We start from the raw sequence: 14674 nt of genomic DNA on the forward strand, positions 1-14674 counted from the left end.
TTTTTGTCCTCCTCTATCACTTACCCAGACAGAACTGGGAGAAAATCTGGTCAATCAAATCCTCGCCGACGCTTTCCCCGATGACTTCCCCAAGCAGCTCCCACGACTTTTTAATGTCTATCTGAATCATGTCTACTGGCATCAAGTCGTCGATTCCACCCAGTGCTTCATCTATGGCTCGCTCTGCCTGACGAAGCAGTTGAATATGTCTGGCGTTACTCACGTAGGTCAAGTCATCCTGCTGCACACGGCCACTGAAGAAAATCTCCCCAATTGCCTGCTCCAGAAGATCGATCCCCGTCTCCTCACGCGCAGACGTCATAATCAACGGCTGCTGAGGGAAATGACACTTGATCTCTTCCAAATCCACTTTTTGCGGCAGGTCGAATTTATTAACAATCACAATCACATGGAACCCTTTTGCCGCTTCAAAAATCGCGTAATCATCGGCGGAGAGAGGCTCGTTGTAGTTGATCACGAGCAACACGAGGTCAGCCTTTTGCAGCAGCTGTCTGGACTTCTCTACCCCGATTTTCTCCACGATGTCCTCTGTATCACGAATTCCTGCGGTATCGATGAGTCGCAAAGGAACCCCACGCACATTGACATACTCTTCGATAACATCGCGTGTCGTTCCCGCAACGTCAGTCACAATCGCCTTTTCCTCTTGGACCAGACTATTTAATAGAGAGGATTTTCCTACATTCGGACGTCCAATAATCGCGGTCGACAAGCCTTCACGCAAAATTTTTCCTTGCTGTGCGGTCTGCAACAGTCGTTGGATTTCACCTTTAACCTCCAGGCACTTTCCTCGCAAGAAATTTTGTGTAAACTCCTCAACGTCATGCTCTGGATAGTCCAGTGTTACTTCTATATGGGCCATCGCTTCAATCAAGTTTTGGCGCAGCTGCCGAATGAGCCTGGACAGCTTCCCTTCTACTTGATTCAATGCGACCTTCATCGCTCTGTCTGTTTTCGCCCGGATCAAATCAATGACGGCCTCAGCCTGAGACAAATCGACACGTCCATTTAAGAACGCACGCTTTGTGAACTCGCCCGGCTCCGCCAATCTTGCACCATTATCCAAGATTAACTCCAGAACCTTTTCAACGGAAACAATTCCTCCATGACAGTTGACCTCAACTACATCCTCCCTCGTAAATGTACGGGGAGCCTTCATTACGGAAACCAGTACCTCTTCCACTCGTTCACCTGTGTTTGGCTCATACAAGTGCCCATAATGGATCGTATGGCTGTCCACAGTGGACAACCGCTGCTTTCCTTTATATATCTTATCCACAACTTCGATCGCTTCCGTACCGCTTACCCGGATCACGGCAATACCGCCTTCACCCATCGGTGTTGCGACCGCCGCTATTGTATCGAATTTCATGCTGTTCACCTCAAGCTTTCCACTCTTACAAGTCAGCCACTAACTTACTAGCATAACAGATCGTCTAGAAAAATTCCAAAAGAAAGTGCAGCCAATCCATATGGCTAAACATCTAATAGGAAAAAGCAACCCTATCCGCCAAGGTTGCTGTCCATTTTGGTTATCCACAGTATAATCATTTTCGCAAATCCTCAACCATTTGGTCAATTATCCACAGTGGACAACTTTTTGAAGAGATTGTTCAAAATGTCGACGCTTGCTCACTTAATTTCAGCCAAAAAAAAGAAGCCTAGCGAGAGGCTTCTTTCGGTGCAATCACGATATAACGATTTGGCTCGTCTCCCTCACTGAAGGTAACCACATCCGCTCTCTTTTGCAAGAAGGCATGGATTACTTTCCGTTCAGCAGCAGACATTGGTTCCAGACGCACATCCCGTTTGGTCGATAACGCTTTTTTCGCCACACGATCTGCGAGCTGCTCCAATGTTTCCTTGCGACGCAGCCTGTAATTTTCGGCATCCAAAGTGATACGTACATGTTTGTCCGCATGACGGTTAGCTACGACGTTTACGAGATACTGTAATGAATCAAGAGTTTGTCCCCTGCGGCCAATAATGATTCCCAGATTGGTTCCCTGGATGTCAAACAGCATACCCTCTTCATTTGTACGCGTCTCCACTTTGGCATTCACCTTCATGTTCGACAAAACGTCTTGAAGAAAGTCACGTCCCTGTGCAACCGGATCAAAGTGAAATTCTACTTGCACTTTAGCGTCCTTTGCCCCAATCAGTCCAAACAATCCTCTGCTTGGTTCTTCTAGAACTTGGATCGTTGCCCGCTCACGCGGCACTCCCAATTCCAGCAAAGCTTTTTGCACAGCATCGTCGATCGTTTTTGCCGTAGCTACCACCTTTTTCACTTGGAGGCTCCCCCTTTAGGAGTAGGCATATTTCCTTTATCACGATACAGGAAGTAGGTTTGTACAATGGTAAACAGGTTACCGTATACCCAGTATAGAGACAGCGCTGATGGCAATGTGACGGCAATCGCCAAAATCATCAGCGGCATCATGATGATCATCATTTGCATTTGTGGATTTCCTTGTGTTGCTTGACCCATCATCTTGGATTGCAGGTACGTCGTAATCGCCGCAACAATCGGCAAAATGTAGTACGGGTCTTTTTCTCCCAACGTTAACCACATGAACGTTTGCGAGTTAATCTCCGTGGTACGGATGATCGCATGGTAGAACGCGATCAAAATCGGCATTTGTACCAACATTGGCAAGCATCCAGCCAACGGATTGACACCGCTCTTCTGGAACAAAGCCATTGTTTCCGCTTGCGCTTTTTGTGGATCATTCTTGTGCTTCTCACGGATTTTTTGCATCTCCGGTTGAATCTCTTGCATTTTCTTGGAGCTCTTGATTTGCTTGACCATCAATGGAAGCACAATGATTCGAATGATGATCGTTGCAATCAGGATACCCAGACCGTAGTTGTTTCCGAGTATCAATGCGCTCTCTTTAATTAGCCAGGACAGTGGATAAACAAAATACTTGTCCCAAATGCCGGTTGCGTCAGGGCCAATTGGTGCAGCAGCTTGGGGGTTACAGCCCGACAAAACTAGAACCAGCATAGTCAGCATAAGAATGCTGAGTGTACGTCTACTCAAGGGTGATCCTCCTTTTCCCCGCTTCAATTGAGGTAATCTTATTTGTGCTGATCCGGGACTGGATCATACCCGCCCGGGTGGAACGGATGGCATTTCAAGATGCGACGAAGGGCCAACCAGCCTCCCCTCCACGCCCCAAATCGACGAATCGACTCGATTGCGTAGTGAGAACAGGTGGGCGCGAATCTGCATGAAGGTGGTTTATACGGAGAAATCATCAGTTGGTATCCCCGAATCAACCAAACCATGATCTTCACCATCATCGTTTCACCCTCTTTTTCCATCTCTTTTTCCATTATGTACGGGTGCCTGTTTGATCACTTTGGCTCGCTTCATCACATGTAACAGAGATTGCTCAATGGCTTCAAGCGTCATCGCTTCCACACCCGGACGGGCGATGATGACGAGATCGAGACTGACCGGAATATCAGACTCCATTCGAGCTACTGCTTCGCGTATAAGCCGCTTGACTCTATTGCGGACAACAGCATTGCCAATTTTTTTACTGACGGAAATTCCCGCGCGAAAAGCCGCTTGTCCTTCTTGCTTTGCTGAATACAAGACAAACTGCTTATTAGCAGCAGAACTTCCTCGTTGAAACACAGCTTGGAATTGCTCATTTTTTTTGAGCCGGTGTGAACGATGCAAAGGTAAACAACCCCTAACATCACAATTATAGTAGAAAACGTACACAGCATCTACCAGTATATCCTTGTTTCGTCCACTTTTTTCCCTAAGTATACTCGGTTTAGAACAAAATCAAAAATTCAGTGGAAAAAATGAATGCTATCAGCCAATTTCCGCGATGATTTCTGCACTGGCATAGCGCAAGTCAGAGAGCAATTGCTCATCCGCTTGGAAAAAGCCCAATTTTTGAAGGGACAAGGAAAGCTTAGCAGGCAGATCCGCCCAATGATTCTCCAGCCATTCATCAGAATCCACGCTATGATATAACCAGATCGCCTCTGAAAATAATAAAAACCCGGCCATATCAAGCTTATTTCTCTCCTGCAATCTCTGAACCTTCTTCTTTACTAACCAATCATTTTCAACCGCCAGCGCAAACTGGGTCCCCTCATATTTTGATCGTAGATGAGCTCGATAGTCCGCCAATAGCATGAGTGCATCCTGTACCTCTTCATTACGCTGGTATGTCTCCTGAAAAAAGCCTTCCATACCGTCGGAACGTCCTGCTTTCTGTACCAACTGATACAACTGTGCATCACTCAATGAATGCCCCTGGAAAAAGGCACTCATTTGATGCGCACCGATCCATCCTGCCCATGCAGCCAAATAAGCAGAGTAAGGGAAGCCTTCCATTAAGGCAGCCTGCGCCTCTTCGTGGAATGAATCTACCACCGCTTTTGCCTGTGCGAACATTTTCTCTTTTCCCGCCAGAGAATCCATGTAGGCACACATGTCATTCATCCAGGAAGTGAAACGATCCTCTGGGTCCAGAACAACCTTTGCTTCCTTTAAGTAACGCCATGCCCACGGATTCTCGTATACTTCTTCATCTGTAGGAGCAGCTTGGACCTGTAGCTGTATCACATGCCCTCTAAACAGACGATTTTCACAGGAAGGATCACCTTCTCCCTCCACAAAGATGTGTAAATCGAGGTCGCTGTATGCGTCCGCTTCTCCCCTCCCGACAGATCCACCAGCATAGGCACATACCAAGCTAGCTAGAGGCCATTCGTCAAGAAACTCTCGCGCCAATGATACAAAAAACTCGGTTACGTCCTTGCTTTGCTCCATCGGCCTCCTCCTGTCCCTTCAATAAATAGTAGGATTTTCGGTAGCTAGGTAACGATTATCCCTCAAAAGGTTTCCACATCGGAGAGAGCCTTCCTCTTTTTATAAGAACAAAGAATTTTCAGACATATGTAAGCAAACAAAAAGGCCACTGAAAGTGTGGCCTAAGCGGAAAGAACTTTTCTACCTCTTTGACGACGAGCAGCCAAAATTTTGCGGCCATTCTTTGTGCTCATGCGCTTACGGAATCCATGATCCTTTTTGCGCTTGCGGTTGTTAGGATTGAAAGATGGTTTCATTACGTATACACCTCCGTCTTGCAAAGACATTCTTTTGCATTATAAGAACATATGCCTAAAAAGTCAAGTGACAGTGGAATTTCATTACCAAGGCAAATATCCCCATAAAACTATTTCCCGAACCTGTGGATATCATTTTATCCACAAAAACAGGTTTCGACAAGTTTATCTACAGCTTGTACACAAAATATAGGGATGTGAATATGTGGGGGGTACCAGAAGTTGTGTTTGTGGATAAGTATGAAAAAACCATTGATACCATGCCTTATATCTGTTATTATGTTTTTGTTTTGAAGCGTGAATAACTCCGATACGTAAATCGGTTTTTCCACAGGGTGTGGATAAGTTTGTGGACAGATTCTTTCCTATGTGTATGTCGTTACTCACAGGATTGAGGATAACCGTCTGCTTTTTTTCACTTCTACGAGCGGAATCCCTATATTTCGACTTTTTTTATCCACAGTCGCTACATTCGACTGTGTTGACAATTAGGTCACAACATAGCAGGTTTTTGCACTTTTTCTCGATCATTATGGATCGGTGCTTCATCAATTTTTCGGATGGTCCAGAGGGAGGGATTCTGGTTGGATGCAGCGATTAGCGAACTATGGCGCAAAGTACTCGCCAAGATAGAAAAATCGCTAAGCAAACCCAGTTTTGATACCTGGCTGAAGGCGACAAAGGCAACTACATTAGAAGAAGATGCACTGATCGTCGTCGCACCAAACGACTTTGCTCGTGATTGGCTAGAAACCAGGTACGCACAACTGATTACCGATACACTATATGAAGTGACGGGTATCAATATGAAAGTAAAGTTCGTCGCGATGCAAAATCCTGATGCGGCTTTTGCCGACGAACAACCTGCCCCACGGGTGAAAATGAGCGTGCCGCCAACAGTCGCGGATGACCAGCCACCCAGTATCTTAAATCCCAAATACACCTTTGACACGTTTGTCATCGGCTCAGGGAATCGATTCGCTCACGCCGCATCGCTTGCGGTTGCTGAAGCTCCTGCAAAAGCTTACAATCCCCTCTTCATATACGGAGGAGTCGGACTTGGCAAAACCCACTTAATGCATGCAATTGGCCATTATGTCATTCAGCACAACCCATCGGCGAAAGTGGTCTATTTGTCGTCTGAGAAATTCACCAATGAATTCATCAACTCTATTCGTGACAACAAAGCCGTCGAATTCCGCAATAAATACCGGAGTGTTGACGTTCTTTTAATTGATGACATTCAGTTTTTAGCGGGCAAAGAATCGACACAAGAAGAGTTTTTCCATACGTTCAATGCCTTACATGAAGAAAGCAAACAAATCATCATCTCCTCCGATCGGCCTCCCAAGGAGATCCCGACACTGGAGGATCGCCTCCGCTCACGCTTCGAATGGGGACTGATTACGGATATTCAGCCGCCAGACCTCGAAACGCGGATTGCGATTTTGCGCAAAAAGGCGAAAGCGGAAAATCTCGATATCCCTAATGAGGTAATGGCGTACATCGCCAACCAGATCGACAGCAACATCCGCGAGCTGGAAGGCGCACTGATTCGTGTCGTTGCCTACTCTTCCTTGATTAATCGCGATATCGACACGCAGCTGGCAGCGGAAGCACTGAAAGACATTATTCCTTCCTCCCGCCCACGCGTGATTACCATTATGGACATCCAACGAACAGTCGGAGAAGCGTTCAGCCTGAAACTAGAAGATTTCAAGGCGAAAAAACGGACAAAAACCGTCGCTTTCCCACGTCAGATTGCGATGTATCTCTCTAGAGAGCTGACGGATGCCTCCTTGCCGAAAATCGGTGATGAATTTGGCGGCCGTGACCATACGACAGTCATCCATGCCCATGAGAAAATCTCTCGTGCGCTGGCAAATGACCCTCATATGCAAACAACAATTCAGTCGCTCATTGAAAAGTTAAAAGCAAACCATTAAACCTGTGCATAACGCAAAAAGCCTATACACAACTTACCCACATGTGTATAGGCTCTCTTTTACGTATTGAACCCACATATCCACAAATCCACAGGCCCTATTACTACTTCTGTTAAAAAGATCTATCCTAATAAGTTATGATAAAGGCGCAGCCATTATGCAGATTCCAATCAAAAATAATGGCGCCGGAGAGGGAGGCTCACGTCGATGCATATTACCGTTCAGCGTGAAAAGCTATCGAACGCCGTATCGCATGTTAGCAAAGCAGTTTCTAGCAGAACTACGATTCCAATTTTGACCGGGATTAAAATCAAAACGGATGATGAAGGTTTGACACTGACAGCAAGCGATTCTGATGTGTCTATTGAAGTTCAGATCCCGCTGAAAGAAGCCGGAGAATGGGGAGTAACCGTACATCAACCTGGTAGCATTGTGTTGACTGCACGTATTTTCAGCGAAATCGTGCGTAAGTTGCCAAGCAATGAAATCGATATTCAAGTTGATGATCGTCTCGTAACCCAAATTCGTTCCGGACAAGCGGAGTTCACCATTAACGGAATGGATGCCAACGAATATCCACAGCTGCCGCATCTGGAAGAAGATAAAGTCTTCAGTGTTCCCTGTGATTTACTGAAGGCAATGATTCGCCAGACTGTATTTGGTGTCTCTACTTCCGAAATGCGTCCGATCTTGACTGGTTTGATGTGGTCGCTTGATCAAGGCAAATTGCGTTTTGTGGCAACCGACAGCCATCGCTTGGCTAGTCGTACTGCTATGGTCGAATGCCCAGAGGATCTTTCTTTCCATAACGTGGTTGTTCCGGGTAAAAGCTGCAATGAATTGGTAAAAATATTAGATGACGACCAAAATCTCGCGGATATCGTTGTTGCTGACAATCAAATTTTGGTGAAGTCCAAGCATATCTTGTTCTATTCCCGTCTCTTGGAAGGAACATATCCAGACACAACCAGAATTATTCCACAAGGAAGTAAAACGGAAATCACCGTCAGCACCAAGGAGTTTTTGCAATCCATTGAGCGTGCTTCCTTGCTGAGCCGCGAAGGCAAATCGAACGTAGTCAAGCTCGTTACGATGCCTGATGGAACCGTCGAAATTACGTCCAATGCACCTGAGATCGGGAAGGTAACGGACATTTTGACGCCAAAAGCAATGAATGGCGAAGAATTGAAAATTTCCTTCAACGCCAAATACATGATCGATGCGCTGCGTGCAATCGATAGCGCGGAAATCAAAGCGAGCTTTAGCGGCCCGATGAGTCCATTTGTGATTCGTCCGACCGATCACGACTGGATGCTCCATTTGATTTTGCCGGTTCGTACGTACTAATTTGTTTTTACGTAAAAGAAAGGAGCCAAGCCATGCGTGAGGTTTCCATTAGCACAGACTATATTGCTCTCGGCCAATTTTTAAAGCTGGCTGAAATCATTGACACGGGGGGAATGGCCAAAGCTTTTTTGGCTGAGGTTCCGATCCAAGTCAATGGAGAGTTGGACAACAGACGTGGACGCAAGCTATATCCTGGCGATGAAGTGGCGATTGAAGGCTATGGTCGCTATCAAGTGGTACGCCCCTGAGAGGAGAGCGTGATTCTTGTTTCTCAAGAACCTGTCTCTAACCAATTATCGCAACTACGAAACGATGTCCCTGTCGTTTGACGGTCCCATCCAGTTGTTTATTGGCAACAACGCTCAAGGGAAAACGAATGCTCTCGAATCGATCTATGTTTTGGCACTCGCCAAATCCCACCGAACGCCCCGTGACAAGGAGCTAATTTCCTGGGATGCCGATTATGCCACGATCCGTAGCGATGTTCTTCGTCGCTACGGTTCTGTTCGTTTAGAGCTACAGTTGACAACCAAGGGAAAGCGGGCCAAAATCAACGGAATGGAACAGCAGAAGCTGAGCGCCTATGTGGGGGCATTGAATGTCGTCATGTTTGCACCGGAGGATCTTTCCATTGTCAAAGGCGCACCTGCCCAGCGCAGACGCTTCATCGATATGGAAATCGGTCAGGTTTCACCTACGTATCTTTATTATTTGAGCAATTACAACAAAGTGCTGGCCCAGCGAAATCAGCTTTTAAAGGATTTGGCCATGAAAAAAAGTAACTCGCTGGAAATGCTGGCAATTTGGAATACCCAATTAGCCGATTTAGCGGTAAAATTGTTACGGAAGCGTTTTGAGTTCCTTCGGAAGTTGGAGACGTGGGCACAGGAAATCCACACCGGCATTACCGATGGCAGGGAAAGACTTTCTTTGCATTACGTAAACTCATCGCCCGTTACAGAAGAAATGACGATAGATCAGGCTGTAGATAAAATGCTTGCTGCCTACGAAGAGGTTCGCGACCGGGAAATCATGCGGGGGAGCACCCTTATTGGGCCACACCGTGATGATTTTTCACTTAAAGTGAACAACATGGATGTGCAAACGTATGGTTCCCAGGGACAGCAACGCACTAGTGCGCTGTCTATTAAATTAGCCGAAATTGAGCTGATTAAAGAAGAAGTGGGAGAATACCCCGTTTTGTTGTTGGATGATGTCTTGTCAGAGTTGGATGAACATCGGCAAACATTGCTGCTCGAAACCATTCAGGATCGAGTACAGACGTTTGTAAGTACCACAGGTGTGGAAGGCTTAAAGCATCAGGTTCTCCAGCAAGCCTCTCGTTTTTACGTGAGGGAAGGGAAAATCTCCGGAGAAAGGTAGGGGGTACAGGGATGTTTATTCACATTGGTGGAGATACTGTGGTGAGCACGAAGGAAGTCATTTCCATTCTTGATCATCAGACTGTGAAATCCTCAAAAATCAACAAAGCGTTTTTACTCGAAAAAAGTAAGACAATTGTTGATCATAGCGAGGAAGAAACGAAGTCTTATGTAATCACCCAGAACGCCATTTACTGTTCACCTATTTCTTCTCTGACGCTGAAGCGACGCGCTCAGTTCGTGGACAGCTTGGATCAGTTTCCCTTTGTACAAGCTGAAGTGGAGGAGTTGACAGAGTAGTGGATCAAGTGACGACGAAAGATACAAACTACGATGCGAGTCAGATTCAGGTACTGGAAGGGTTAGAGGCAGTTCGGAAACGTCCCGGCATGTACATCGGTTCGACCAGCAGCCGAGGTTTGCATCACCTGGTATGGGAGATTGTCGACAATGCCATTGACGAGGCGTTAGCCGGTTATTGCGACGAGATCTTGGTGGTCATTCATCCAGACAACTCCGTATCTGTAACCGATAACGGTCGAGGAATCCCGACTGGCATTCATGAAAAGACCGGAAAATCTACTGTTGAAACCGTTTTGACTGTATTGCACGCCGGCGGTAAATTCGGTGGTGGCGGATACAAAGTGTCCGGCGGTCTTCACGGGGTAGGCAGCTCGGTAGTGAACGCGCTATCCGAATGGATGGAAGTCGAGGTTAAACAAAATAACCAGGTATACTACATGCGCTTTAAAGTAGGCGCACCGGATGCCGATCTTGCTGTAGTGGGCGAGACCGAAGAGACGGGAACAAAAGTTACCTTCAAGCCAGACCCGACTATTTTTACCGAAACAACGGTATTTGAATACGAGATTTTGCAAAAACGTATTCGCGAGCTGGCGTTCCTTAACAAAGGCTTGCGTATCACGCTGAAAGATACACGTCCAGATCAGCAGAAGGAAGAGTCCTTCCACTACGAGGGCGGTATCATCCAGTTCGTAGAATACTTGAATAAAAACCGGGAAGCCTTGCATGATGATGTGATTTATTGCGAAGGGGAAAAAGAAGGTCTTGTCGTAGAGGTTGCCCTTCAGTACAACGACAGCTATGTGAGCAACATCTACTCTTTTGCCAATAACATCAACACGCATGAGGGTGGTACGCACGAAACCGGATTTAAAACGGCTCTTACCCGTGTTATCAACGACTATAGCCGCAAGTTTAATTTCCTGAAGGAAAAGGATCCCAATCTTTCCGGGGACGATGTGCGTGAAGGCATTACCGCGATTATCTCCGTAAAAATTCAGGAGCCTCAGTTCGAAGGACAAACAAAAACGAAGCTGGGCAACTCGGAAGCGCGTAGCATTACCGAGTCTGTCTTCGGTGACCGTTTTAACACCTTCATGGAAGAAAACCCGGGTGTAGCCAAAAAAGTTGTGGAAAAAGCGCTTATGGCTTCTCGTGCCCGTGAGGCAGCTCGTAAAGCACGTGAAATGACTCGTCGCAAGAGTGCGCTGGAAGTAAGTGCTTTGCCGGGTAAACTGGCGGACTGCTCTTCCAAGGATGCATCCGAATCTGAACTGTTCATTGTAGAGGGTGACTCTGCGGGTGGTTCTGCGAAGATGGGACGCGACCGTCATTTCCAAGCCATTCTTCCTCTTCGCGGGAAGGTATTGAACGTAGAAAAAGCACGTCTGGACAAAATTCTCGGGAATAACGAGATCCGTGCCATTATTACGGCTTTGGGAACGGGTGTTGGCGAAGACTTTGATATTTCAAAGGCACGTTACCACAAAGTCGTCATTATGACGGACGCCGACGTCGACGGGTCGCATATTCGTACGCTTCTGCTGACGTTCTTCTTCCGCTACATGAAACAGTTGATTGAAGCGGGGTATATTTATATTGCGCAGCCGCCTCTTTACAGCATCAAGCAAGGGAAGACGTTGCATTATGCTTATACCGACAAGCAGCGTGATCAGGTACTCGCTACCTTGAAGGCTCAACCAAAGCCTAACGTCCAACGCTATAAAGGACTAGGTGAGATGAACGCGGATCAATTGTGGGAGACTACGATGGACCCAGAAGCTCGTACACTGCTTCAAGTAGATCTCGAGGATGCTATGGATGCCGATATGGTGTTTGAGACACTGATGGGAGACGAAGTAGAGCCTCGCAGGGAGTTTATTGAGCAATACGCGGCAAACGTACGCGATCTTGATATTTAAGTTGGAACGAAGAAAAGCTTGTCCTTTACCGGGCAAGCTTTTTCTTTATGAAAATATCAAAACATATTTGAAATATAGTATGAACATGACTTATAATAGATTGTGCTTTTTGTTAAGTTCCATTCACAAAAAAAAGTTCACCCACGCAATAAAAAAAATCAAAAATTCTATTGCAATGAATTAAAAAGTATGCTAGATTTAAGTTCCGGAAGTAATTATGGGCCTATAGCTCAGTTGGTTAGAGCGCACGCCTGATAAGCGTGAGGTCGGCTGTTCGAGTCAGCCTAGGCCCACCACTTACATAGCTGACATGGCAATTGCGTCATTAAAGCGTTAGGATGGGGCTGTAGCTCAGTTGGGAGAGCGCCTGCCTTGCAAGCAGGAGGTCATCGGTTCGATCCCGTTCAGCTCCACCATTCTAAAATATGATTATTCCTCGGTAGCTCAGTTGGTAGAGCAATCGGCTGTTAACCGATCGGTCGGCGGTTCGAGTCCGTCCCGAGGAGCCATTGAAACGGCCCGTTGGTGAAGCGGTTTAACACAGCAGCCTTTCACGCTGTCATACAGGGGTTCGAATCCCCTACGGGTCACCTAGCAAAACGCCCTGCAAACGCAGGGGTCCTGGAGGCTTAGCTCAGCTGGGAGAGCATCTGCCTTACAAGCAGAGGGTCGGCGGTTCGATCCCGTCAGCCTCCACCACTTTTAACAACTGAATGTTTTACATGGAGCTGTGGTGAAGTTGGAGTTCACGCCGGTCTGTCACACCGGAGGTCGCGGGTTCGAGTCCCGTCAGCTCCGCCATTTTTCTCAAGCGATGGCGAAATAATTACGCTTGAGGCTCGGTAGCTCAGTCGGTAGAGCAGAGGACTGAAAATCCTCGTGTCGGCGGTTCGATTCCGTCCCGAGCCACCATTTATACAAAGCACGCCGGTATAGCTCAATTGGTAGAGCACCTGACTTGTAATCAGGGGGTTGTGGGTTCAAGTCCTATTGCCGGCACCACTTTTTCTTTGAAAGTTGAATAAGGTTTACTTTTGAAGGACAAGCTTGGGGAGATAGTGAAGTGGCTAAACACGGCAGACTGTAAATCTGCTCCCTCCGGGTTCGGCGGTTCGAATCCGTCTCTCCCCACCATCTTTACTTCATGGCTATTGGGGTATAGCCAAGCGGTAAGGCAACGGACTTTGACTCCGTCATTCCTAGGTTCAAATCCTAGTACCCCAGCCATTTTTCGAGAGCCATTAGCTCAGTTGGTAGAGCATCTGACTTTTAATCAGAGGGTCGAAGGTTCGAGTCCTTCATGGCTCACCAGTTTTTAAAACGAGAGATAGATCTTCATATGCGGTCGTGGCGGAATGGCAGACGCGCTGGCTTCAGGTGCCAGTGGTGGCAACACCGTGGAGGTTCAAGTCCTCTCGACCGCACCAAGAAATTCCTTCTTATGCGGACGTAGCTCAATTGGTAGAGCGTCGCCTTGCCAAGGCGAAGGTCGAGGGTTCGAGACCCTTCGTCCGCTCCATAACATGTGCCCTTAGCTCAGCTGGATAGAGCGTTTGACTACGAATCAAAAGGTCGGGAGTTCGAATCTCTCAGGGCACGCATCTTCATCTTAAAAAGTGAAGAAGTTTCTATAGTCGGGAAGTAGCTCAGCTTGGTAGAGTACTTGGCTTGGGACCAAGGGGTCGCAGGTTCGAATCCTGTCTTCCCGACCATGTTTCAAATGAATATGCCGGTGTGGCGGAATGGCAGACGCGCGCGACTCAAAATCGTGAGGGAAACCGTGGGGGTTCAAGTCCCTTCACCGGCACCATATTCAAGCGGGTGTAGTTCAATGGTAGAACTCCAGCCTTCCAAGCTGGTCGCGTGGGTTCGATTCCCATCACCCGCTCCATATTTTGCGGAGGGATACCGAAGTGGTCATAACGGGGCGGTCTTGAAAACCGTTAGAGTGCAAGCTCACGGGGGTTCGAATCCCTCTCCCTCCGCCACTTCTTTTTATTACGAAATAATTATGGCGGCGTAGCTCAGATGGCTAGAGCGTTCGGTTCATACCCGAAAGGTCGGGGGTTCGATCCCCTCCACCGCTACCATAGGGGCATAGTTTAACGGTAGAACGAAGGTCTCCAAAACCTTTGGTGTGGGTTCGATTCCTACTGCCCCTGCCAAGGAACATTTTTAAAACCTATACATTATGGCGGTCGTGGCGAAGGGGTTAACGCACCGGATTGTGGCTCCGGCACTCGTGGGTTCAAGTCCCATCGATCGCCCCATTTTTTTATAACTACAATATGTCTCAGTAGCTCAGCTGGATAGAGCATCCGCCTTCTAAGCGGACGGTCGGGAGTTCGAACCTCTCCTGAGACGTTTTACATGCGGTCGTGGTGGAATTGGCAGACACACCATCTTGAGGGGGTGGCGGGGCGACCCGTGCGAGTTCGAGTCTCGCCGACCGCACCATTAATTTAAATGAGGTTAAAAAAACCTCTTGATTAATGAAAAGTAATGTGTTATATTAAAAATCTACTCACGAAACATACAAGTTTAACTGAGTAGAACAAATCACATAAAACTAAAAAAGTTGTTGACTTTCAAAATTAGATGTGATAAATTAAAGATCTGCTCCGGAAACGGCGCAAAATGCTCTTTGAAAACT

At 47.1% G+C, this 14674-nt stretch carries 13 protein-coding genes and 23 tRNA genes; 29 read left to right on the forward strand and 7 right to left on the reverse strand.

The features are described 5' to 3' along the window. Window positions 1–16: 16 nt before the first annotated feature. From mnmE to rpmH, 7 genes are all read right to left on the reverse strand, one after another. On the reverse strand, window positions 17–1393 hold the full coding sequence (gene mnmE, locus C7R92_RS21415) for a tRNA uridine-5-carboxymethylaminomethyl(34) synthesis GTPase MnmE (RefSeq protein ID WP_106835592.1): 1377 nt from the start codon (window positions 1391–1393) through the stop codon (window positions 17–19). A gap of 289 nt (window positions 1394–1682) precedes the next feature. Further along, a complete protein-coding gene (jag, locus tag C7R92_RS21420; RefSeq protein ID WP_007720132.1) occupies window positions 1683–2312 on the reverse strand; it encodes an RNA-binding cell elongation regulator Jag/EloR in 630 nt (209 codons plus the stop codon). Then, window positions 2309–3067 carry a membrane protein insertase YidC gene (gene yidC / locus C7R92_RS21425; RefSeq protein WP_017246840.1) on the reverse strand — a complete coding sequence of 253 codons (759 nt, stop codon included), beginning with the start codon at window positions 3065–3067 and terminating at the stop codon, window positions 2309–2311. The genes jag and yidC overlap by 4 nt, the downstream gene beginning before the upstream one ends. Window positions 3068–3105: 38 nt before the next feature. Then, window positions 3106–3330: a membrane protein insertion efficiency factor YidD gene (yidD, locus tag C7R92_RS21430; protein ID WP_205669431.1), complete on the reverse strand. Its 225-nt coding sequence runs from the start codon at window positions 3328–3330 to the stop codon at window positions 3106–3108. Window positions 3331–3334: 4 nt separating this feature from the next. Then, complete coding sequence (rnpA, locus tag C7R92_RS21435; protein ID WP_017246841.1) at window positions 3335–3715, reverse strand: ribonuclease P protein component; 381 nt, start codon at window positions 3713–3715, stop codon at window positions 3335–3337. A 141-nt stretch (window positions 3716–3856) separates the two neighbouring features. After that, window positions 3857–4825, reverse strand: coding sequence for a nucleotidyltransferase family protein (locus C7R92_RS21440; RefSeq protein WP_106835593.1), 969 nt, complete (start codon window positions 4823–4825; stop codon window positions 3857–3859). Window positions 4826–4986: 161 nt separating this feature from the next. Next, window positions 4987–5121 (reverse strand): 50S ribosomal protein L34, encoded by a 135-nt coding sequence (gene rpmH, locus C7R92_RS21445; protein WP_007720125.1) that lies wholly within the window; start codon window positions 5119–5121, stop codon window positions 4987–4989. A gap of 560 nt (window positions 5122–5681) precedes the next feature. On the opposite strand from rpmH, the gene dnaA reads away from it, so the two are divergent. The 29 genes from dnaA to C7R92_RS21590 all read left to right on the forward strand — a co-directional run bounded on the left by dnaA (window position 5682) and on the right by C7R92_RS21590 (window position 14478). Beyond that, a complete protein-coding gene (gene dnaA / locus C7R92_RS21450) occupies window positions 5682–7067 on the forward strand; it encodes a chromosomal replication initiator protein DnaA (protein WP_106835594.1) in 1386 nt (461 codons plus the stop codon). Window positions 7068–7274: 207 nt separating this feature from the next. After that, window positions 7275–8414: a DNA polymerase III subunit beta gene (gene dnaN, locus C7R92_RS21455; protein WP_106835595.1), complete on the forward strand. Its 1140-nt coding sequence runs from the start codon at window positions 7275–7277 to the stop codon at window positions 8412–8414. A 32-nt stretch (window positions 8415–8446) separates the two neighbouring features. Continuing rightward, complete coding sequence (gene yaaA / locus C7R92_RS21460) at window positions 8447–8662, forward strand: S4 domain-containing protein YaaA (protein WP_017246846.1); 216 nt, start codon at window positions 8447–8449, stop codon at window positions 8660–8662. A gap of 16 nt (window positions 8663–8678) precedes the next feature. Then, entirely contained in the window at window positions 8679–9797 is a 1119-nt protein-coding gene (gene recF / locus C7R92_RS21465; RefSeq protein ID WP_106835596.1) for a DNA replication/repair protein RecF, read from the forward strand. An 11-nt stretch (window positions 9798–9808) separates the two neighbouring features. Beyond that, window positions 9809–10096: an extracellular matrix regulator RemB gene (gene remB, locus C7R92_RS21470; protein ID WP_017246848.1), complete on the forward strand. Its 288-nt coding sequence runs from the start codon at window positions 9809–9811 to the stop codon at window positions 10094–10096. Next, window positions 10096–12021 carry a DNA topoisomerase (ATP-hydrolyzing) subunit B gene (gene gyrB, locus C7R92_RS21475; protein ID WP_106835597.1) on the forward strand — a complete coding sequence of 642 codons (1926 nt, stop codon included), beginning with the start codon at window positions 10096–10098 and terminating at the stop codon, window positions 12019–12021. The genes remB and gyrB overlap by 1 nt, the downstream gene beginning before the upstream one ends. A 219-nt stretch (window positions 12022–12240) precedes the next feature. Further along, window positions 12241–12317, forward strand: a tRNA-Ile gene (locus C7R92_RS21480). A 44-nt stretch (window positions 12318–12361) separates the two neighbouring features. Further along, window positions 12362–12437, forward strand: a tRNA-Ala gene (locus C7R92_RS21485). 17 nt (window positions 12438–12454) lie between these two features. Beyond that, window positions 12455–12530, forward strand: a tRNA-Asn gene (locus C7R92_RS21490). Between the two features lie 7 nt (window positions 12531–12537). Continuing rightward, window positions 12538–12611, forward strand: a tRNA-Glu gene (locus C7R92_RS21495). A gap of 33 nt (window positions 12612–12644) precedes the next feature. Beyond that, window positions 12645–12720, forward strand: a tRNA-Val gene (locus tag C7R92_RS21500). 25 nt (window positions 12721–12745) lie between these two features. Continuing rightward, a tRNA-Asp gene (locus C7R92_RS21505) sits at window positions 12746–12822 on the forward strand. Window positions 12823–12857: 35 nt separating this feature from the next. Beyond that, a tRNA-Phe gene (locus C7R92_RS21510) sits at window positions 12858–12933 on the forward strand. 14 nt (window positions 12934–12947) lie between these two features. Then, window positions 12948–13023: transfer RNA gene (locus C7R92_RS21515), tRNA-Thr, on the forward strand. 47 nt (window positions 13024–13070) lie between these two features. Beyond that, window positions 13071–13155: transfer RNA gene (locus C7R92_RS21520), tRNA-Tyr, on the forward strand. Window positions 13156–13173: 18 nt separating this feature from the next. Beyond that, a tRNA-Gln gene (locus C7R92_RS21525) sits at window positions 13174–13248 on the forward strand. An 8-nt stretch (window positions 13249–13256) separates the two neighbouring features. After that, a tRNA-Lys gene (locus C7R92_RS21530) sits at window positions 13257–13332 on the forward strand. Between the two features lie 30 nt (window positions 13333–13362). After that, window positions 13363–13448, forward strand: a tRNA-Leu gene (locus C7R92_RS21535). 16 nt (window positions 13449–13464) lie between these two features. Then, window positions 13465–13540 (forward strand) — tRNA-Gly (locus C7R92_RS21540). Between the two features lie 6 nt (window positions 13541–13546). Next, a tRNA-Arg gene (locus C7R92_RS21545) sits at window positions 13547–13620 on the forward strand. A gap of 36 nt (window positions 13621–13656) precedes the next feature. After that, window positions 13657–13733 (forward strand) — tRNA-Pro (locus tag C7R92_RS21550). 16 nt (window positions 13734–13749) lie between these two features. After that, window positions 13750–13831, forward strand: a tRNA-Leu gene (locus tag C7R92_RS21555). Between the two features lie 7 nt (window positions 13832–13838). After that, window positions 13839–13912, forward strand: a tRNA-Gly gene (locus C7R92_RS21560). A gap of 8 nt (window positions 13913–13920) precedes the next feature. Continuing rightward, window positions 13921–14009: transfer RNA gene (locus tag C7R92_RS21565), tRNA-Ser, on the forward strand. 25 nt (window positions 14010–14034) lie between these two features. Continuing rightward, window positions 14035–14111 (forward strand) — tRNA-Met (locus C7R92_RS21570). A gap of 1 nt (window position 14112) precedes the next feature. Then, window positions 14113–14186, forward strand: a tRNA-Trp gene (locus C7R92_RS21575). 29 nt (window positions 14187–14215) lie between these two features. Next, window positions 14216–14291 (forward strand) — tRNA-His (locus C7R92_RS21580). Between the two features lie 20 nt (window positions 14292–14311). After that, window positions 14312–14385: transfer RNA gene (locus tag C7R92_RS21585), tRNA-Arg, on the forward strand. A gap of 8 nt (window positions 14386–14393) precedes the next feature. Then, a tRNA-Leu gene (locus C7R92_RS21590) sits at window positions 14394–14478 on the forward strand. Window positions 14479–14674: the final 196 nt, after the last annotated feature.

Origin of the sequence: Brevibacillus porteri (assembly GCF_003013475.1) — a bacterium.
Classification (GTDB): Bacteria; Bacillota; Bacilli; order Brevibacillales; family Brevibacillaceae; genus Brevibacillus; species Brevibacillus porteri.

What these genes read in the sequence shown, in the direction of transcription:
- mnmE (WP_106835592.1), bottom strand. Translation starts at nt 1,393, where the DNA reads ATGAAATTCGATACAATAGCGGCGGTCGCAACACCGATGGGTGAAGGC.
- yidD (WP_205669431.1), bottom strand. Translation starts at nt 3,330, where the DNA reads ATGATGGTGAAGATCATGGTTTGGTTGATTCGGGGATACCAACTGATG.
- dnaA (WP_106835594.1), top strand. Translation starts at nt 5,682, where the DNA reads ATGGTCCAGAGGGAGGGATTCTGGTTGGATGCAGCGATTAGCGAACTA.
- yaaA (WP_017246846.1), top strand. Translation starts at nt 8,447, where the DNA reads ATGCGTGAGGTTTCCATTAGCACAGACTATATTGCTCTCGGCCAATTT.
- C7R92_RS21440 (WP_106835593.1), bottom strand. Translation starts at nt 4,825, where the DNA reads ATGGAGCAAAGCAAGGACGTAACCGAGTTTTTTGTATCATTGGCGCGA.
- rpmH (WP_007720125.1), bottom strand. Translation starts at nt 5,121, where the DNA reads ATGAAACCATCTTTCAATCCTAACAACCGCAAGCGCAAAAAGGATCAT.
- remB (WP_017246848.1), top strand. Translation starts at nt 9,809, where the DNA reads ATGTTTATTCACATTGGTGGAGATACTGTGGTGAGCACGAAGGAAGTC.
- dnaN (WP_106835595.1), top strand. Translation starts at nt 7,275, where the DNA reads ATGCATATTACCGTTCAGCGTGAAAAGCTATCGAACGCCGTATCGCAT.